General features: G+C 64.2%; 19 protein-coding genes. 13 read left to right on the forward strand and 6 right to left on the reverse strand.

From position 1 onward, the window contains the following. Positions 1-155 precede the first annotated feature (155 nt). Complete coding sequence (gene glgA, locus FHT98_RS00370; RefSeq protein WP_113584340.1) at positions 156-1,688, forward strand: glycogen synthase GlgA; 1,533 nt, start codon at positions 156-158, stop codon at positions 1,686-1,688. Between the two features lie 53 nt (positions 1,689-1,741). On the opposite strand, the gene FHT98_RS00375 is transcribed toward glgA, so the two are convergent. Further along, the gene (locus tag FHT98_RS00375) at positions 1,742-2,005 is read right to left on the reverse strand and encodes a DUF2934 domain-containing protein (RefSeq protein ID WP_185745037.1); all 264 of its coding nucleotides are present in this window, start codon (positions 2,003-2,005) and stop codon (positions 1,742-1,744) included. Positions 2,006-2,192: 187 nt separating this feature from the next. Between FHT98_RS00375 and glgB the strand changes: the two genes are divergently transcribed. From glgB to treY, 3 genes are all read left to right on the forward strand, one after another. Continuing rightward, positions 2,193-4,403 carry a 1,4-alpha-glucan branching protein GlgB gene (gene glgB, locus FHT98_RS00380; protein ID WP_113584238.1) on the forward strand — a complete coding sequence of 737 codons (2,211 nt, stop codon included), beginning with the start codon at positions 2,193-2,195 and terminating at the stop codon, positions 4,401-4,403. Continuing rightward, positions 4,400-6,442, forward strand: a complete 2,043-nt coding sequence (malQ, locus tag FHT98_RS00385) for a 4-alpha-glucanotransferase (RefSeq protein WP_113584239.1) — start codon at positions 4,400-4,402, stop codon at positions 6,440-6,442. Before glgB ends, malQ begins: the two co-directional genes overlap by 4 nt. A 300-nt stretch (positions 6,443-6,742) precedes the next feature. After that, complete coding sequence (gene treY / locus FHT98_RS00390; protein ID WP_162766127.1) at positions 6,743-9,394, forward strand: malto-oligosyltrehalose synthase; 2,652 nt, start codon at positions 6,743-6,745, stop codon at positions 9,392-9,394. A gap of 13 nt (positions 9,395-9,407) precedes the next feature. On the opposite strand, the gene treZ is transcribed toward treY, so the two are convergent. Beyond that, entirely contained in the window at positions 9,408-11,324 is a 1,917-nt protein-coding gene (gene treZ, locus FHT98_RS00395) for a malto-oligosyltrehalose trehalohydrolase (RefSeq protein WP_210244307.1), read from the reverse strand. A 20-nt stretch (positions 11,325-11,344) separates the two neighbouring features. On the opposite strand from treZ, the gene FHT98_RS00400 reads away from it, so the two are divergent. The 3 genes from FHT98_RS00400 to FHT98_RS00410 all read left to right on the forward strand — a co-directional run bounded on the left by FHT98_RS00400 (position 11,345) and on the right by FHT98_RS00410 (position 13,010). Then, positions 11,345-11,848, forward strand: a complete 504-nt coding sequence (locus FHT98_RS00400; protein WP_142111754.1) for a YciE/YciF ferroxidase family protein — start codon at positions 11,345-11,347, stop codon at positions 11,846-11,848. Positions 11,849-11,926: 78 nt separating this feature from the next. Next, entirely contained in the window at positions 11,927-12,673 is a 747-nt protein-coding gene (locus FHT98_RS00405; protein ID WP_113584244.1) for a Crp/Fnr family transcriptional regulator, read from the forward strand. Next, complete coding sequence (locus FHT98_RS00410; protein ID WP_162766128.1) at positions 12,666-13,010, forward strand: HWE histidine kinase domain-containing protein; 345 nt, start codon at positions 12,666-12,668, stop codon at positions 13,008-13,010. Before FHT98_RS00405 ends, FHT98_RS00410 begins: the two co-directional genes overlap by 8 nt. Before the next feature lie 408 nt (positions 13,011-13,418). Here the strand turns inward: FHT98_RS00410 and FHT98_RS00415 are convergent, their stop codons facing one another. Further along, positions 13,419-13,658, reverse strand: coding sequence for a DUF6894 family protein (locus FHT98_RS00415; RefSeq protein ID WP_113584247.1), 240 nt, complete (start codon positions 13,656-13,658; stop codon positions 13,419-13,421). 202 nt (positions 13,659-13,860) lie between these two features. On the opposite strand from FHT98_RS00415, the gene FHT98_RS00420 reads away from it, so the two are divergent. Then, a complete protein-coding gene (locus FHT98_RS00420) occupies positions 13,861-14,061 on the forward strand; it encodes a hypothetical protein (RefSeq protein ID WP_113584248.1) in 201 nt (66 codons plus the stop codon). Positions 14,062-14,124: 63 nt separating this feature from the next. Next, a complete protein-coding gene (locus tag FHT98_RS00425) occupies positions 14,125-14,451 on the forward strand; it encodes a hypothetical protein (protein WP_113584249.1) in 327 nt (108 codons plus the stop codon). Between the two features lie 12 nt (positions 14,452-14,463). Here FHT98_RS00425 and FHT98_RS00430 read toward each other — a convergent pair whose 3' ends face one another. Further along, entirely contained in the window at positions 14,464-14,691 is a 228-nt protein-coding gene (locus FHT98_RS00430) for a hypothetical protein (protein ID WP_142111756.1), read from the reverse strand. 219 nt (positions 14,692-14,910) lie between these two features. Here FHT98_RS00430 and FHT98_RS00435 point away from each other — a divergent pair, with 219 nt between their 5' ends. The 4 genes from FHT98_RS00435 (at position 14,911) to FHT98_RS00450 (ending at position 18,066) form a co-directional block, all read left to right on the forward strand. Then, a complete protein-coding gene (locus FHT98_RS00435; RefSeq protein WP_248309114.1) occupies positions 14,911-15,522 on the forward strand; it encodes a peptidase S14 in 612 nt (203 codons plus the stop codon). A gap of 203 nt (positions 15,523-15,725) precedes the next feature. Then, the gene (locus FHT98_RS00440; protein ID WP_113584251.1) at positions 15,726-16,028 is read left to right on the forward strand and encodes a KGG domain-containing protein; all 303 of its coding nucleotides are present in this window, start codon (positions 15,726-15,728) and stop codon (positions 16,026-16,028) included. Positions 16,029-16,089: 61 nt separating this feature from the next. Next, the gene (locus FHT98_RS00445) at positions 16,090-17,259 is read left to right on the forward strand and encodes a zinc-dependent alcohol dehydrogenase (RefSeq protein ID WP_113584252.1); all 1,170 of its coding nucleotides are present in this window, start codon (positions 16,090-16,092) and stop codon (positions 17,257-17,259) included. 12 nt (positions 17,260-17,271) lie between these two features. After that, the gene (locus FHT98_RS00450; protein WP_113584253.1) at positions 17,272-18,066 is read left to right on the forward strand and encodes an SDR family NAD(P)-dependent oxidoreductase; all 795 of its coding nucleotides are present in this window, start codon (positions 17,272-17,274) and stop codon (positions 18,064-18,066) included. Between the two features lie 268 nt (positions 18,067-18,334). Here FHT98_RS00450 and FHT98_RS00455 read toward each other — a convergent pair whose 3' ends face one another. Then, the gene (locus tag FHT98_RS00455; protein ID WP_142111758.1) at positions 18,335-18,610 is read right to left on the reverse strand and encodes a hypothetical protein; all 276 of its coding nucleotides are present in this window, start codon (positions 18,608-18,610) and stop codon (positions 18,335-18,337) included. A 54-nt stretch (positions 18,611-18,664) separates the two neighbouring features. Then, the gene (locus FHT98_RS26045; protein ID WP_156407013.1) at positions 18,665-18,826 is read right to left on the reverse strand and encodes a hypothetical protein; all 162 of its coding nucleotides are present in this window, start codon (positions 18,824-18,826) and stop codon (positions 18,665-18,667) included. Positions 18,827-19,005: the final 179 nt, after the last annotated feature.

Genomic DNA, 19,005 nt, shown 5'->3' on the forward strand with positions numbered 1-19,005 from the left:
AGGCTGCCTCGCTTCCGTCGCGATGGCAGCAACGTGCTGCAGCAACACCAGTTCCGGATCGCTGGCCCCGATCTTGCCTGAATAATTTCGCTGCGAGGCAGGAACTCGGGGATCGGCGGACCTGTTGTGCTTCGCGGGATGCCGAGGGCGTGACGATGACAGATGTGTTGAAGCTGGCCGAAATCGCAGGCGCCCCCGCTACGTCAGGCCACGCTTTGCATTATGCCCTCGCCGTCAAGGACGACATCGCCGACCAGCCATCACCGATCGCCGCGACCACAAAACTGCTGTTCGTGACGTCCGAGATGGGCGACTTCATCAAGGCCGGCGGCCTTGGCGAGGTCTCGACGGCGCTGCCCCGCCAACTCCGCAAGTTCTGCGAAGTGCGGGTCCTGCTGCCCGGCTTTCGCCAGGTCCGCAAGGCCAAACCCGCCATGGACGTCGTCCGGCAGATGCCGCGCATCGCCGGCCTGCCGCCATGGTCGCTCGGCCGTTTCACCACGAGCGACGGCCTGATCGTCTACACCGTGCTTTGCGACGAGCTCTATGATCGCGACGGCTCGCCCTATGGGCCCTTCGGCGGAGGCGATTTCGGTGATAACGATATCCGCTTCGGGCGGCTCTCGCTCGCCGCCGCGGAGATCGCCGCCGGCGAGGCCGACCCGAACTGGAAGCCGGACGTCGTCCATGTCAACGACTGGCCGTCTGCTCTCGCGCCCGGCTACATGCGCTGGAAGGGGCTGGATACGCCCTCGATCCTGACGATCCACAATCTCGCTTATCAGGGCCTGTATCATCCGCAGCGCATGCGGCTGCTGGGCATTCCGGATCAGGCTTTCAACATCAACGGCTCAGAATTCCACGGCAAGATCTCGTTCCTGAAGAGCGGCATCTTCTATGGCTCGCATGTCACCACCGTGAGCGAGACCTATGCCAACGAGATCACCACGGCCGAGCACGGCTGCGGCCTCGATGGCCTCCTCAAGACGCGGATGGGGGAAGGCAGGTTGACCGGCATCGTCAATGGCATCGACGATAGCTGGAATGCCCTGATCGAAGGCGGCCGCTCCGGAGACCAGATCATCCGGCAGTGGAAGCGGCGCAACGCCGCCGACATCCGCCGGACATTCGACCTGCCGGAGTCGCGGGGCCCGCTCTTCTCAATCGTATCCCGTCTGGTCCATCAGAAGGGCATAGATCTGTCGCTGGAGGCTGCCGAGACGATCGTGGCGCAGGGCGGCCAGCTCGTTGTGACGGGACGCGGCGAGCCGCGCATCGAGGAAGCCGTAGAGAAGCTCGCGCGCCGATATCCCCGCGCCGTCGCTGCGCGGATCGGCTTCGACGACGGCGAAGCCCGCCGTCTGTTCGCCGCCAGCGATTTCCTGCTGATGCCCTCGCGCTTCGAGCCATGCGGGCTCAGCCAGATGTATGCGCAGCGCTCCGGCGCGCTGCCGATCGCCTACCGGACGGGCGGCCTGGTCGATACGATCGAAGACGGATTGTCGGGCTTCCTGTTCTCCAATCTGACGGGCGCCGGCTTGACTGGGGCCGTCGCCCGCGCGCTCGAAGCCTTCCGCTCCAAGCGCGCGTTCCGGCAGATGCGGGACCATGCCATGGCGAAGCGCTTCGACTGGCGCCGGCCCAGCTTCCGCTATGCGGATGTCTATGCCCGCGCGCTCGCCGCCTGATCATGGTGATCAGGGCGAACACGACGCACGCAGCATCTTCGGCAGGACAGCACTCAGCCCTTGGCCTTCGGGGCGGATTTCCGCGCGCCCGCATTCCCGGTCGCCGCCTTCTTGACCGGAACCGTCGCCTTCGGCTTGTCGTCCACGGTCGCCGAAACCCTGCCCTTGGCAGGCTTCGCTGCCTTGCCGGTTTCACCGGTGCTGGCCGTGACCCGCTCCTCGGCGAGGCGCCAGTGCTCGGCATCGCGGCCCTCGGGCTTACCCTCGGCTTCCCAGATCGCATAGGCGGTATCGCGGACGATCTGTTCCCGGCTCATCATCTATCTCCTGGCAATGCGGCTGAAGCGCGCTGGATGAACTGCATGCCGGATGGTTGGTTCCGGCAGATGATCTTGCATGGTCGCGATGGCGGCGAAGCGGAACGCGGACCCCTTCTGCTGCGTTGCATCATGGCCGATTCTACCGCCCGGGCGGAATACCTCTAGTCTTCGGAACAGCCCGCTTATGCGCCAGTCTGTATCTTCTCTGCCCGCCTTGGCCCAACATGATCTGGTGTTGCTGAAGGAAGGGCGCCATCCCGATCCCTTCGCCGTTCTCGGCCGGCATGGCTTCGCCAGCGGCAGCTTGGTGCGCGCCTTCTTGCCCGGCTGCAACTATGCCGAACTCGTCACCGGAGAGGGCGAGGAGCGCAACGCGGTGCCGATGGTCACGAACGGCGACGGTGTCTTCCAGGCGCCTGCGCCGGCGGATATCCCCTACCGCCTCCGCATCTCCTGGCCGGATGGCATCGTCGAGGCGGCTGACCCCTATGCCTTCGGCCTGTCGCTGTCCGAGGACGACATCTATCTCTTCGCCGAGGGGCGGCATTTCGACCTCGCGACACGGCTCGGCGCGAATCCGCGCAGCTTCGACGGCATCGACGGCGTGCTTTTCGCCGTCTGGGCGCCCAATGCCTCCCAGGTGGCCGTTGTCGGCAATTTCAACGGCTGGGACGTCCGCCGCCACCCTATGCGCCGCCGGCTCGGACCGGGAATCTGGGAGCTGTTCATTCCCGGCATCGGCCCGGGCGCCATTTACAAATACGCGATCACCGGGTCGAACGACGAAAAGCTCCCCTGGAAGGCCGACCCGCTTGGCCGCCGGCACGAGGAACCGCCGCGCACCGGCTCGATCGTCGCCGCCGCCCCCGATTTCGAATGGGACGACGCCGGATGGCTGAAGAGACGCGAGAGGGCCAATCCGATGGCGGAACCGCTCGCCATCTACGAGGTTCATGTCGGCTCATGGCTCAGGACGGAATGGGGCAGGATGGGCAGTTGGGAAGAGGCCTGCGACAGGCTGATCCCCTATCTCGAATACATGGGCTTCAGCCATGTCGAGCTCCTGCCGATCACCGAGCATCCCTTCGGCGGCTCATGGGGCTATCAGCCACTCGGCCTCTTCGCTCCGACCGCGAGGCTCGGACCGCCGGAAGCCTTTGCCCGCTTCGTCGACCGCTGCCATGCCGCCGGCATCGGCGTGATCCTGGACTGGGTGCCGGCCCATTTCCCTTCGGACGAGCACGGCCTCGCCTGCTTCGACGGAACGGCTCTCTACGAGCATGAGGACCCTCGCCAGGGCTTCCATCGCGACTGGAACACGCTGATCTACAATGTCGGCCGGCGCGAGGTCCGCGGCTTCCTGATCGCATCGGCGCTGTGGTGGCTGGAGACTTTCCATCTCGATGGCCTGCGCGTCGATGCGGTCGCTTCCATGCTTTATCGAGACTACAGCCGCGAGCCTGGAGAATGGGTGCCGAACCATCTCGGCGGTCGCGAGAACCTAGAGGCGATCTCCTTCTTCCAGGAACTCAACACTTTGGTCGGCGCACGCGGGCGCGGCGCCATCACGATCGCAGAGGAATCGACGGCCTGGCCTGGCGTCACCGCGCCGGTCTATCACGGCGGACTCGGCTTCCATTTCAAATGGAACATGGGCTGGATGCACGACACTCTGCGCTATTTCGCGCGGAACCCGATCCATCGCGGCTATCACGGCGACGATGTCACCTTCGGATTGATCTACGCCTTCTCCGAGAACTTCGTCCTGCCGATCTCGCATGACGAAGTGGTCCACGGCAAGGGCTCGCTCATCTCCCGGATGCCCGGCGACGACTGGCAGCGTTTCGCCAACCTGCGGCTGTGCCTCTCCTTGATGTGGATCCATCCGGGCAAGAAGCTGCTCTTCATGGGCTGCGAGTTCGGCCAGGAGGAAGAATGGAATGTCGATGCGCCCTTCCCCTGGCCTGCCGACGACGACGTTCGCCGACGCGGCACAATGCAGCTCGTGCGCGATCTCAACGCCCTCTATCGCGGACACCCCGCGCTTCACCGCCTCGACCATCAGGCGGAAGGTTTCGGCTGGGTGATCGCGGACGATCAGGCCAACGCCGTCTTCGCCTTCACGCGCTCCGCCGGCGACGGCAGGCCCCCACTGCTGGTGATCGCGAACATGACGCCGGTGCCGCGCCACGACTATCGCATCGGCGTCGCAGCCGCGGGGCTTTGGGCAGAGCGGCTCAATAGCGATGCCGAAATCTACGGAGGTTCCGGGCTCGGCAATGGCGGTCAGGCTGCGACGACGCCCCTCGCTTCCCACGGGCAAGCACAATCGCTTTCGCTGACCCTTCCGCCGCTCGCGCTTCTGGTGCTGGAGCATGCGGGAGCGGGCGAATGACCGACGACATCTTGCGCCAGCTCGCTGCCCGCGCCGGCATCGCGCCCGAATGGACCGACCAGACCGGCGCCTTGCGACAGGTCTCGCCGGACAGTCTGCGCGCGATCCTGCTCGCGCTCGGCCTGCCCAGCGACACCACCGGAGCTCTGCGCAATTCGCTCGCCGCCGTTGAGGCGCTTCCGCTATCGGGCTCGACGCGTTTCCTGACCGCCCGCGTGGGGCAGCCGTTTGACCTGCCCGCGACCGGCAATGACGCCGGCGAATTCGAAGTCGAACTGGAGAACGGCACTCGCCGCATTCTCAAGGCAGAACGAGCGGGCGATCGCCTCGTTCTGCCGGCCTTCGACGAGCCCGGCTATCACACCCTCCATATCGGCGAAGAGGCGATCGCGCTCGCGGTTGCCCCAGCACGCTGCGTCAGGTTTTCCGATCTGTCCGGAGGTCGGCCGGGCTGGGGTCTGGCTGCGCAGATCTATTCGCTACGCAGCGCCGATGACGGCGGCATCGGCAATTTCGCCGGCGTGGCTGCATTGGGCCGAGCCGCAGCGCGCCTCGGCGCCGACACCCTGGCGATCAGCCCGGCCCACGCGCTTTATGGCGCGTGCCCCGCCCAGTTCAGCCCTTACTCGCCGTCGACCCGGCTCTTTTACAACCCGCTGCACGCCAACCCCGCCGTGGCATTTTCAGACGCGATGCTTCGGAATATTGCTGCCCAGGCAGGCCTCGCGGAGGAGATGGAGCGGCTGGGAAGGCTCAGCCAGATCGATTGGCTCGCCGCGACGCCGCTCCGGCAACGCTTCCTGCGTGTGCTCTTCGATCAACTGGCCAAGGTCGAAGAAAGCCGAGATGCCTTCGAACGCTATGCGGCGGAAGCCTCGCCCCTGCTGCGCTCCCACGCGATCTTCGAAGTCCTGCACGCGGCCGAGCTCGCGCGAGATCCCACCTCGCGCTCCTGGCGGAACTGGCAGCCCAGCTGTCGCGATCCGGACAGCCCACAGGTGGTGGCTTTCGCAGAAGCCCATTCCGATGACGTCCGCTACCAGCTCTTCCTACAATGGCTGACGAGCCTGTCTTATGGCGACGCCCAGCGCGCCTGCCGGGAAGCCGGCATGACCGTCGGCCTCATCGCCGATCTCGCCATCGGCATGGACGGCGCCGGCAGCCATGCCTGGAGCCGGCAGGACGAGGTCCTGCACGGGCTGAGCATCGGAGCGCCGCCGGACTATTACGCGGCCGATGGCCAGAACTGGGCGCTGACCACCTTCTCGCCGCGCGGTCTCGCGGCGAGCGGCTATGCGCCTTTCATCGAGACGCTGCGGGCGAGCCTGCGCCATGTCGGCGGGATCCGGATCGACCATGTCATGGGGATGAGCCGGCTCTGGCTGATCCCGGAAGGTGCCGGCGCGCTCGACGGCGCCTATGTCAGCTTTCCGTCCGAGACGCTGTTCCGCCTGATCGCGATCGAATCCTGGCGCCATCGCGCCATCGTCATCGGCGAAGATCTCGGCACCCTGCCCTATGGCTTCCGCGACTACCTGCGCGAGCAGGGCGTGGCGGGACTGCGCGTCCTGCGCTTCGAGCGGACCCAGCACGGCTATGTCCGGCCCTGGGATTGGGATCGCGATGCGGTGGCTCTGACCAGCACCCATGACCTCGTGCCGACTGCCGGCTGGTGGGCGGGTTCCGATCTCGACGCGCCGGGCCAGTCAGGCGAAGCCGAGAATGTCAGGGCCTGGGATCGCGGCGTGCTCTGGGGCGCATTCAGGGATGCCGGGCTGGCGGAAGGCGAGCGGCCGCCGCCGGAGGATACCGCCCCTGTCGTTGATGCAGCGATCCGCTATGTCGCAGCGACGCCCTGCACGCTGAAAATCGTGCCGATCGAGGACGCCCTCGGCCTGCGCGTACAGCCCAATGTCCCCGGCACGACTGTCGAGAAGCCGAACTGGCGCCACCGTCTGGAAGGCAACGCCGCCCGGGTGCTCGATGGCGAGGGTCTCCGCGACCGATTGGCGCCGCTGGGAGACAACCGCTCAAATTGATCATTCAGGCGTGAGCCGGCCTGACGACACCTGGCGACCGCCGAGACAGATCCAGCATTTCCGTAACGCAGCGGTAATGCTCGATAGCATCGCGCAAGGCAGCGCTCTCGATCTCGTCGGAGGAGCCGGGCGTGCATGCGCCCAGCATCTTCAGGCGGGACTGCGCGCGCAGCATGTCGATCGGGGAACGGATCGGAGCAACTTGCATGGATCACCTCCGGCGGCTGAACGCGCGTCGATATGCCGGGTTCCGCGGACGGGCTGCGCTGTTCCGACGCATCCCTTTTCTGAGCGCTGGGCGTGTCGCCAGCCTGCGAAACCGAAGGCCTCAAAAGCGCGTTGGACTGGCGGCGGCTGCTCGGATCGGCCGGCGGAAACGGGGGTATCGTGACGCAGGCCTGTTCGGTGCTGGCGACCTATCGGCTGCAGTTCCACAAAGACTTTCCCTTCGCGCGCGGCGCGGCGCTGGCCGGGTACCTGCGCTGGCTTGGGATCAGCCATGCCTATGCTTCGCCGATCCTGGCCGCCCGCGCCGGCTCGCTGCATGGCTACGACGTCATCAGCTATGACGAGGTCAACCCGGAGCTCGGTGGGATGGACGGGTTCCTGGCTATGGCCGAGGCGCTTCGCGCCGAAGGGATCGGCATCGTCCTCGACATTGTGCCGAACCATGTCGCCGTCGGCGGCGACGACAATGCGATGTGGCTCGACCTGCTCAAGAACGGGCGCGGCAGTCGCTACGCAGACTGGTTCGACATCGACTTCGACGATGCCGATCCGCTACTCGACGGACGGATCCACGCGCCTTTCCTCGGGGAGCCCTTCGATGACGCACTTGTAGCTGGGAAGATCGTGCTGGTGAAGGATCCCGAGCGGAATGGTTTCGCCCTACGCTATGGCGAGCATCTCTTTCCGATCCGGCCGGAGGATGACGCCGAGCTGCGAGATGCCGTCCCCGAGACGCTGCGCGACCCTGAAGCCCTGCGTGCTCTGATCGAACGACAGCATTTTCATCTGGACTACTGGCGCAATGCCGGCGACCGGCTCAACTGGCGCCGCTTCTTCGATATCACCCAGCTTGCCGGCATGCGGATGGAGCGACCCGACGCGTTCGAGGCCGCCCACCGCGTGGCCTTCTCGCTCTACGAACAGGGCTGGATCGACGGCCTGCGTGTCGATCATGTCGATGGCTTGGCCGATCCAGCCAGCTATTGCAGGGCTCTGCGAGCCCGACTCTCGGCGCTGGCACCACGACGCCCGGACTGGGCTGCACCCGGCCCAGCCTGGATCGTGGTCGAGAAAATCCTGGCATCCGGCGAGGCACTTCCCTCGGACTGGCAAACCAATGGAACGACCGGCTACGACTTCATGGATCAGGCCAGCGCGGTTCTCCATGCTGCGGATGACCAGAACAGGCTCGGCCTGTTCTGGTCAGAGCTCAGCGGCCGGCCCGCGAACTTCGACGACGAGGAAATCGCGGCACGCCGCGAGATGCTGGACCATGCTTTCGACGGGCAGCTCGAGGCGATCACGGGCCGCCTGATTATGCTCTCCCAGGCTGCAGGCCGCGAAGCTGACATCCCTCGCGGCGCGATGAAGCGGGCCGTCGCAGCCATCACCTGCCACATGCGTTGCTATCGAACCTATCTGACCGGCGGCTGCGCCCCGGAAGATCCCGGTTCCGGCTTCACCGAGGCTGTGGCCGCCGCACGCGCGCAGCCGCAGGCCGAGCTACTCGCGATCAACTTCATCGAGGCCGTTTTGACCGGCACGGAGACGACACCAGAACCGCGTGCCAGGCGAGCGGTGATTCGGCGCTTCAACCAGCTGACCTCGCCGCTCGCAGCCCGCAGCGTCGAGGATACGGCTTTCTATCGCTATGGACGTCTGCTCTCCCGCAACGATGTTGGTTTCGATGCAGCGCGCTTCACCCTACCGATCGCGGAATACTATCAGGCTATGGCCGAGCGGGCGCGTCTCCAGCCTGACGCCATGCTCGCCCTGTCGACGCATGATCACAAGCGCGGCGCCGACGTCCGCGCCCGCCTCGCGACGATCAGCCGGGACCCGCAGTCCTGGATGAACGAGGTGCAAGGCTGGTTTGCAATCAACGCGACGATCCGGCCGGATGGCTTGGACCGGGGCGACGAATACATGCTCTACCAGATGCTCATCGGCACATGGCCGGTGAATGGGATCGCCGGTGACTACGCCGACCGTATCGGCGGGTGGTGGCGCAAGGCATTGCGCGAGGCAAAGCTCCGCACCGGCTGGGCCGCGCCCAATCAGGCCTATGAACAGCTCGCCGATGATTTCCTGCGTGCCCTCCTCGACCCACGCGGCAACAGGGGCTTCCACGATGCGCTCGAGTCCTATCTTGCGCAGATCGGGCCCGCCGGTGCTCTCAATGGTCTGGCGCAGACTGTGCTCCAGTGCACCGCTCCCGGCGTCCCGGATATCTACCAGGGGAGCGATTTCTGGGACCTGAGCATGGTGGATCCGGACAACCGGCGCTCTGTGGATTTCGCTGTGCGCGAGGCAGCGCTGCTGCAAGGCATCGATGAAGATCGCCTCCGCGGCGCCTGGGAAGACGGAAGGATCAAGCAATTTCTTCTGCAGCGGCTCCTGACGGCGCGGCGGCGCCATCCCGCATTGTTCAAGCGCAGCGGCTATCACCCTCTTTCCGCGATAGGGCCACGGGCCGGCGACGCGATCGCATTCTACCGCGAAACAGAGGAAGCGGTGCTCGCGGTCGTCTTGCCGATCGGCTGCGCAGCAGCGGATGTCGATGACGCGCTGTCTCTGCGCCAGGAGATGTGGGGCGACACTGGCGTCACATTGCCGGCAATGGCCTCGGACTGGGAGCCGCTAGTCGGACCACCGGCTTCGGAGGGACAGGTAAAGCTCGCGGATCGGGGCCTCGGCTGCCGCGTGCTGCTGGGCCACCGCTGAGCAGGCAACCGCCCTAGGAGAGGAAGGCGCGGAACGACCTGGGTCCGAGGCGCAGCACGCCTGCTTCATTTTCCACCTCGCCCAGAGAGAAGATCGCCGCGCCGTCGGCCGCACCGCAAAGCACGGCACCGGAGCCAAAATTCGCCAGAACCGTCAAAGCCCCTTCGCCAAGGGTCCAGGACGCCCGAACGGCGGCCGGGCCTAGTACTGCTGCGCCCAGGCTGCGGCAGTCGTCGAGATGAGGGACGATCCGGTCGCGCCTGACCATGATGAGCTGCCGGTAGAAGGCGTTCCATTCGACGCCATCGTCGGCGGCGACGGGCTTGCTGGCAGCAAAGGTTGCCGCGGAATTGGGATCGAAAAGCGGCCGCTCGCCTTCTGGATCGAGATGAGCGAATTCGCGCCTGCGACCTTCCCTGACAGCTTGGGCGAGGTCCTCGTGATGATCGGTGAAATACAGGAAGGGAGCGCGGCTGCCCTCCTCTTCGCCCATAAAGATCAGCGGAATCTGTGGGGTCAGCAGCAGCAGCGCGACGGCGACCCTGACCGCGGCCGGATCGGCCAGGGCCAGCAGGCGTTCGCCGAAGAGTCGGTTGCCGATCTGGTCATGGTTCTGCAGGCAGTTGACGAAGCGCGTGGGCGTCAGATGTGCGCTCGGTCGCCCGCGCGGCTCGCCGCTGAAGGACGCGACCTCGCCCTGGAACGCGAAGCCCTCCGCCAGCACGCGCGCGAGATGCCGGGCCGGTTCGGCGGCGAAGCTGCTGTAATAGGTGGTGGCCTCACCCGTCAGCAGGACATGGACAGCGTGATGGAAATCGTCGTTCCACTGCGCGTCGAAACGCGAGAGCAGCCGGGAGTCGTTGGCGTCGTTCTCGATCACGAGCTGGATAGGACGTTCCGCCGGGATGGCGCTGCGGACCTCCCGTTCGAAATCCATGAGGAAATCGAGCGAGGGAATGGCATGGACGGCGTCGAGCCGCAGCCCATCGAACCGGTATTCGTCAAGCCATTGGATCGCGCAGGCAATAAAATAAGCACGGACCTCCGGGCGATCGAAGTCGATCGCCGCACCCCATGGCGTATGGCTGCCGGGGCGGAAGAATTGCGGCGCATAAGCATGCAGATAGCAGCCATCCGGGCCGAAATGATTGAAAACAACGTCGAGATGGATCGCAAGGCCGAGTTCATGCGCCTGATCGACCAGTCGCTTCAATTCGCTGGGAGATCCGTATGCGGCGGCCGGCGCGAAAGGTAGAACGCCGTCATAACCCCATGACCGCTCGCCCGGGAAATCGGCGATGGGCATGAGCTCGATGGCCGTGACGCCCAATTCGGCGAGACGCGGCAATTCCGCGGCTATCCCTGCGAAGCCGCCAGCAAGGCCGGGATGGATTTCGTATAGTACAGTCTCACGCCAAGGCCTGCCACACCAGCCGCCGCAGCGCCAGGAATAAGCCGAGTCAGTAAGGACGCTCCAGCCATGCACCCCGCCCTCCTGCCGGCGCGAGGCAGGGTCCGGGAAAGTCAGCCCGTCCGGAGAGCGATAGCGGAAACGGGTTCCGAACGGCAGATCGGCGCGGTGCTCGAACCAGCCGCCGCCAGTCGCGGCCATCGGAAGGCCAACCGGTTCTCCGTCAATGTCGATCGAAACCGCCGCGAGCGCGGGCGCCCACAACCTGAACGTCGAAGCCGAGCCAGTCCTCCAGGCGCCGAAGCGAAAGGTCCCCGTCATCGACACGCATCGCGTCGGGGACGCTGGTATCTGCACGCCATGCCTATTCCCTGCCGTCACCATCTGTTGTGCCGGGTCGCAAACCGGCAACGCACCTCCGAAGTTCCGGCTATTTCTCGTTATTTGTACGCATTGGAACAATCGGCGCGGGACAAAGGGAACGCCTGCGGCGCCGTCCCGTTTGGTGGGAATACGCAACCCCAAAACGGGAGATGACTATGGGTTGGTTTTCAAAGGACATCGCAACGATGGACGACCTCTTCGTCCACACGCTTCAGGACATCTATTATGCGGAGAACCAGATCAGGAAGTCGCTTCCCGACATGATCACGAAGGCGACGAACTCCGAGCTGAAAAGCGGGTTTGAAATGCATCTTCGTGAGACCGAGGGGCATATCGACCGGCTGAAACAGGTCTTTCGCCTGCACGGCGCGGAGGAAAAGGGGGTCACTTGCCCCGCGATCGACGGCATTCTCGAAGAAGCCAGCGATATTGCCGGAGACGTGGCCGACAAGCAGGTGCTGGATGCCGCATTGATCGCCGCCGCGCAGGCCGTCGAGCATTACGAGATCACGCGCTACGGCACCCTCGTCGCATGGGCCAAGCAACTCGGCCGCGAGGATTGCGCCTCCCTCCTCCAACAGACGCTCGACGAGGAGGACGCCACCGACAAGAAGCTGTCGAAGCTCGCGCTCAGCGGCGTTAATCGAAAAGCGGCCTGAGCGAGCCGACAACGACCACGCCACTGTACGACTCCGTACAGTGGCGGAACGCTCAAAACATTCGATCGTTCTGCACTGATGGCGGAGCATCATGATTATTTTCTGAGGAAGCTCCGTCTCGGCATCGAGCTGTCGCAGGCGGATCGTGCGGCGCTCGTCGGGCTTTGCACTCCAGTTCGGCGGGTCGAGCCGCGGACTGATCTCGCAGACGAAGGCAGCCCACGTGGCGGCCTCATCTTGGTTCTGAGCGGCTGGGCGTGCCGCTATCGTGTTCTGGCAAATGGGAATCGCCAAATTACGGGCCTCCTGCTTCCGGGCGATTTTTCTCAGCCTTTCGGCATCACGCCGCAGCGGTGGTCCTGCTCATTGATGGCTCTGACGCCAGCTACGGTCTGCGAGCTTTCGCCGCGAGCGCTACGCTCTCTTGCCCTGGCTCACCCGACCATCGAGGATGCCCTTTGGCTTGACCTTTATCTTGAGCGTGACCTCGCCAGCGAACTTATCGTCAGTCTCGGCCGGCGCAGTGCGAGCGAACGCCTCGCCTGCATGCTGTGCGAGATCTACTCCAGATTGAAAGCCGTCGGGTTGGTCGATGAACGGAGTTTTGACCTGCCGGTCACACAAGCCGATTTGGCGGACCTGCTGGGATTATCGGCCGTCCACATCAATAGATCGCTCATGGATTTGCGCCGGCGCCGGCTCATCACCTGGCATGGCCGTCGCTTCGAAATCCTGCGCCTGCGCGAACTGCTCGATCTTGCCCAATTCGAACCGGTACATTCTGCTTCCTTGTTGTCCGGGACCCCGGAGCTGGCTCATGGATGAGCGGGTCCTACAAGAAGAAATTCAGCGGTTGCGCATCGACAACAGACGCCTCCGTCGCCTGCTGGAAGCTGCCAACGCGCCGGCCGAGCTACGCCACCGTATGCGCTCGACCATCGCATTGTTGCTGCAGGTCATCAGACAGTCGGCCCATCGCGCAACGAGCATCGACAGCTATGTTGCGCATCTCGCCGAGCGCGTCGAAGCCATCTCCCGGGCTCAGGCTGCAGCCGACGATCTGGGCTCGATCGACCTGCATTCGCTCCTGTCGGAGGAGCTGACCCGATTTCGTGCTGGAAGGCGAGCGACTGGAGCTCTCAGGGCCCGCCGTGCGCTTTAATGCGCGACCAGGACAGAGTATCGCTCTTGCCATTCATGAACTCGCGCTCAATGCCATCGAGCACGGCCCCCTGGGCCTGGATGATGGAAGGCTCCGTATCCGATGGCATTTCGAAGACAAATCACAGCCCCACATGCTTGTGCTGGAATGGCAGGAGAGCGGCGCTGAATCCTGTCCATCGTCGGAGGCAAGCTTCGGAACCCAGACTTTGACGGCCTGCTGTTTCACGAACTCGGCGCGCAGACCTCGCTATTGCATCATGAGCGCGGTACATCGTGCACGATCCGCCTTCCCTGGAACGAGGGGCTGGGCTCTGTTCTCGACGACCAGATCGTGCAGTTGTTCCGTTGATCGCCGCAGCCGGCGATCCGGCGCGCGTCACGCGCCGCTGCCCCTTACTTCGGCCGCTTAATGGCCGGCGTGCCACTGGCCTTCAAGCATCAGCTTGGCGCTGTAGATCGCCCTGCCGCTGGCGTCGCGCACGGAAACTGCGAAAGTCCTGTGATCTCCATTCGGCAGCTCGTCCCTCGCCATGTCGGGCAGGGCGTCGAGCGCGGCCCTCCGTGCTGCCTCCGCGTCGGGAAACTCCTGCCCAACGCTGTCGATGAGCGGTCGCTGCCCGTCGGATATATCGAAGTAGCGTGGCATGCTTCGGGTCCTGATTGGGCAAGCCCCTTCGAAACGGCCCCGCTTGCCAGCCGGTTCCATCATACCGCCCCAGCCCTAGCAACATGGCCTTTTGCGTCACAGGTTAATGACATCCCGAATTCCCGCGGAAATTCGCACTGCTCTAACCTGGGTAAAGGCGGATAGCGCCCGACAAGCGCAGGCTCAAGCAGGAGGCCATGCCATGCAGAGCCCGACCGATCACCTCGACCCAACGTTTTCCCTAGATGCCATCGTCACGCCGGAGCAGTTTCGCGACGCACTGTCACGCCTCAGGGGGCTGGAAATCGAAGGAGAGGATTCTCCGCGAAGCCGCGAGCGGGCCGCGCTTGAGATCGGCATATGCCGCTATCTCGCCGATTGCGAGCTACGCGTCAGAAACTGACGACTCCTTGGTGCGCTCGCAGACAGATCGCCCGCCAGCCGAACTTTCTGCTGGGATGCCTGTTTGCCGATCGCGGCGCGCATCGCTTCGCGCGCTCCGCTGCAAGCGTTTGAAAAGGAAACGACCATGAAGGGACGAGCTCTCGCAGTCGAACTCGGCAGCCGCTATCCCGGTCAGGATTGGATGGCGCAGCTCTGCCAACGTTCGAAGGAGCCCCGCGACAAGGTGGAGTGGCATCTTCAGGAGGATATGGACTTGCCGGAGCAGATCGCCGAGGCAGGCCGGCAGATGCTCGAGAAGGAATCGGAGTTGCCTTCCGGCAAGCTCGATATCGACGATCTTCCGATGGCTGGCGTGCCGGAGTTTCTCGGCAAACTGCACAAGGATTGAAGCAGAGGGCTTTTATCCCGACTTCGATCCCTTGGTATCGCGCTCACGCCCGTGACCTTCGCCTTGCGTCGCGTCGCCCGATCCTGAGAGCACCACCAGGTTGGCGCTGACTAGGCCGCCTGCATTCGGATCGGCTTCCGTCGGAGCGAACTGGCCTTTCGCATCGCGTTGCGCGGCCTTTCCCGTCTTCGCCTGCTGATCCAGCTTCTCGTCCAGCTTGTTTTTCCCGCGTGTGGGCATTGCGTGTCCTCGCTTTGTGAAGTGGCTCTGGACCATCAAAGCCACTGTCTTCAACCCGGCTGGCGACCGATGGTTTCCGATCCACAGCCCGGCCGGCAGGAGCCGTTCGGCACAGCCTGGTCGGAAGCTGAGCGCGGGCGCCGCCATCCGGTTCCACGTGGGAACTGGCCGCAGGGCTCGCGAGTTTCGGCGCCAAATCAAGCGACTGATGGAATGAGAATGAGCCTGTCCACATCCGCCGGGCCAGACGATGCCGCGCCCGATCTCTTCCGCCCGCTGCAAGCTCGGGATTTCCTGAACCCGCCGATCCTGCTGGCCGGTGTCGTCGATAACCTGATGTATGCCTTCTTCCGGGATCGTCTGATGACGGCGCCGCTGGAAGGCGTTGTCGTCATCGAGCTCAGCACCTTGGGAGGCGACCCAGAGGTGGCTCGGATGATGGGAGAGGATATTCGGTTCCACAGCGAGCAGGAGCCGAACCGGCGCTTCGTCTTCCTCGGCAAAGCCGCGATCTACTCGGCCGGCGCCACATTCATGAGCTTCTTCGCCCGCCCGAACCGTTACCTGACGCGCGGCACACGGCTCATGATCCACGAGCGCAAGTTGCAGGCCAATGTCATCCTCGACGGTCCCCTGACCATGTGCATCGCCAACCTCAAGGCGAAGCTCAACGAGATCGAGCATTCGATCCAGATCCAGAACGAAGGGTTCCAGAACCTCATCGCCGGTTCCTCGGTCACCATGGAGCAGGTGCTCAAGCTGGCGCCCGAGAACTGGTATGTCGAGGCCAACGAGGCGATGAATCTCGGCCTCATCGAAGGCGTCATCTGAGAAGCGGGCACTGGCGCCGTGCTCGATCGCAACCCCGTTACATCGCCGCCCTTAAATAGATCCGCGAGCGTACGGTTCGACATATCGGCGCGATCAGTGCGTTAGCGCACCGACCTCCACAGACCGCGGACCTCTTCGGGCCTCCATCGGTTCCTCTCCCGAGCCTTCGGGTTCTCCCTGCAACCGAACTTTGGAGGTTTGCCATGGCAAACAACAACGACCAGCGCGGCTTCGGCTCCATGGATGAGGACAAGCAGCGCGACATCGCGTCGAAAGGCGGCCAGAGCGTGCCGTCCGAGAAGCGCAGCTTCTCGCAGGACCACGATCTCGCCTCCGAGGCCGGCCGGAAGGGCGGCGAAGGCAACGGCGGTGGCGATCGCCAGCAACAGGCAAGCAGCAACGAACGCGGCCAGCAGGGCGGCGGTGGCGACCGCGGCGGTTCCGGCAACTTTGCCCATGATCGCGACCGCGCCTCCGACGCCGGCCGCAAGGGCGGCCAGAGCTGATCTGGCGGTGGCTGTCCCGCTTTCGGGCGGGACAGCCACCCCATTCCGTCAGGAGGGTACCGTGAAGGCTCTGGTTTGGCATGGAAAGAACGACATACGCTGCGAGGCGGTGCCCGATCCTGCGATCGAGCACCCGCGCGATGCCATCATTAAGGTTACGGCCTGCGCCATCTGCGGCTCCGATCTCCACATTTTCGACGGCGTCATCCCACAGATGAAGAGCGGAGACGTGATCGGCCACGAGACGATGGGCGAGGTCGTCGAAGTCGGCTCCGAGAACAGCAAGCTGAAGGTTGGTGACCGCGTCGTCGTGCCGTTCACGATCTCCTGCGGCGAATGCTTTTTCTGCAAGCGCGGCTATTTCTCCGGCTGCGAGCGCTCGAACCCGAATCGGGAAAAAGCCGCCAAGCTCTGGGGCAATTCACCGGCTGGCCTGTTCGGCTACTCGCATCTGCTCGGCGGCTATTCGGGCGGCCAGGCGGAATATCTGCGTGTGCCCTATGCCGATATCGGCCCCCTCAAAGTCCCGTCAGGTCTCTCCGACGAGCAGGTCCTGTTCCTATCCGACATCTTCCCGACCGGATACATGGCAGCCGAGTTCTGCGATATCCAAGGCGGCGAGACCATCGCGATCTGGGGCTGCGGACCTGTCGGGCAATTCGCGATCAAAAGCGCCTTCCTGCTCGGCGCGGAGCGCGTGATCGCCATCGACACGGTGCCAGAGCGCCTCGAACTGGCTCGCCAGAGCGGCGCACTCACGCTCGATTTCATGAGTGAGGATATCTACGAACGCATCATGGAGCTGACCGCCGGGCGCGGCGCCGATGCCTGCATCGATGCTGTCGGCACCGAGCCGGAAACAATGGCAAGCGCGGATTCGATCCTCGATCGGATCAAGGTCGCGACCTTTATGGGCACGGACAGGCCGCATGTGCTGCGCCAGGCTATCCACTGCTGCCGCAATTTCGGCGTCGTCTCGATCGTCGGCGTCTATGGCGGCTTTCTCGACAAGATACCGATGGGATCGGCGATCAATCGCGGCCTGACCTTCCGCATGGCCCAGACACCGGTTCAGCACTACATGCCGAAGCTGCTCCAGCTGATCGAGGACGGGAAGATCGACCCCGGCTTCGTCATCACGCACCGGGCTTCGCTTCAGGAAGGCCCCGAGCTCTACAAGACATTTCGCGCCAAGCAGGACGGCTGCATCAAGGCCATCATGACCCCGTGAAAGGAGCATTCCATGGGACAGGCAACGCCAACGACCAAGCTCGCCATGGTCACCGGCGCCTCCTCGGGCATCGGCTATGAACTCGCCGTGCAATGTGCCGGGCAGGGCTTCGACCTCATTATCGCAGCCGACGAGGCGGAGATCCACCAGGCCGGCGACAAGTTGCGCCGGATGGGCGTGGCCGTGGAGGCTCTCGAAGCCAATCTCGCGACGACCGAAGGCTGTGACAAGCTCTACGCCGCCCTTCGGGGTCGCCCCGTCGATGCCTTGCTCGCCAATGCAGGGCGGGGCCTCGGCCGTGCCTTCGTCGATCAGGACTGGCAGGATATCCGCTATGTCATCGACACGAACGTCACCGGCACCGTCTATCTGATCCAGAAGATCGCCCGCGACATGCGCGATCGCGGTGCCGGCCGCATTCTGATCACCGGCTCGATCGCCGGCTTCATGCCGGGTACTTTCCAGGCCGTCTATAACGGCACGAAGGCGTTCCTCGATTCCTTCTCCTTTGCGATCCGTGCCGAACTTGCCGAGACCGGCGTGACCGTCACCTGCCTGATGCCGGGCGCGACGGAAACCGAGTTCTTCGAACGCGCCGACATGCTCGACACCAAGGTCGGCACCGATGCGAAGGACGACCCTGCCGAGGTCGCAAAGACCGGGTTCGACGCGATGATGGCGGGAGAAGGCGATATCGTCAGCGGCTGGTACAACAAGCTTCAGTCAGCGATCGCGAATGTAACTCCGGCCAGCGTCCTGGCCGAGCAGCACCGCAAGATGGCCGCTCCCGGCACCGCGAAGCGCTGAACGGGCCAAGAGCGCGAGGAGCAAACGATGTCTGGACGCCAGAAGACAGAAACTGCTTTCGACCGAGCCCGCGAGCGGGTCGAGGGCCACCCGTCAGATCGGGATGGAAAGGGCACAAGCTGACACCGCCAGCTGGCCCACACTCCAGCGAAGAGACGACGGACCAGGCAAAGACCCCGGGGAGCGGCGCGCTGTCACCTCCCCGGCCGCGTCATGATATCGAGACGGGCACGGGCTGAGGCACGCATTCTTAGACTAAACAGTTTCGTTAGCCCTGCTTGTCGAGGTCGACAATCGTGATCGTTCCGCTCGGCTTGCGTTCTTGCGCCTCCGTCTGCTGTCCTTCCCCGACTTCCGAATGATGCTTCTCGGCCGCGAAGCCTTCGGGATCATCCGCATCATAGGGCGCATGAGGTCCCGTCGGGTGAGTCGAGCGTGGGTTGGGACCTGCGCGATTCTCGTTTTCTTCACCCGGCTGCCCAGGGCTGCGCGCGGTATTGTAGGCGGCCGGCGCATCCGTAACTTTGTTGGGAACCTTGTTCACTGATCTATCCTCTTGTGGGGTGAATGCCCTACGCCGGGAAGGTCGAGCCGCCCCCTACTGGCGAGGCGCAGGCAGCTTTTGAAGATCAGTCGGGCTTTTCGGCGCGTCCTGCGGATCGACATGCCCGGACCGCTGCTCGCGCAGCGTGTCTGCATGGTAGAGATTGAAACCCACGAAGATCACCACGATCATCGCGGCAATGACGGCGACGATCATCAAAGCAGCTCTTCCGGCCTTGCGTGGCGGCGGCGGCGCATGATTTGCGGGCATGAGGGTCCGACTTCTGCCTAATCGGTGATTTTGATCGAACGCGAGCAGGGCCGGCACGTTCCCTCGATCGAGAATCCGCTGATCCCGAAGAAAGCCATTTCCCTCTTTGATCGTCCGGCCACTCG

The organism is Allobosea sp. AK1 (assembly GCF_006714945.1).
Lineage (GTDB): Bacteria > Pseudomonadota > Alphaproteobacteria > Rhizobiales > Beijerinckiaceae > Allobosea > Allobosea robiniae.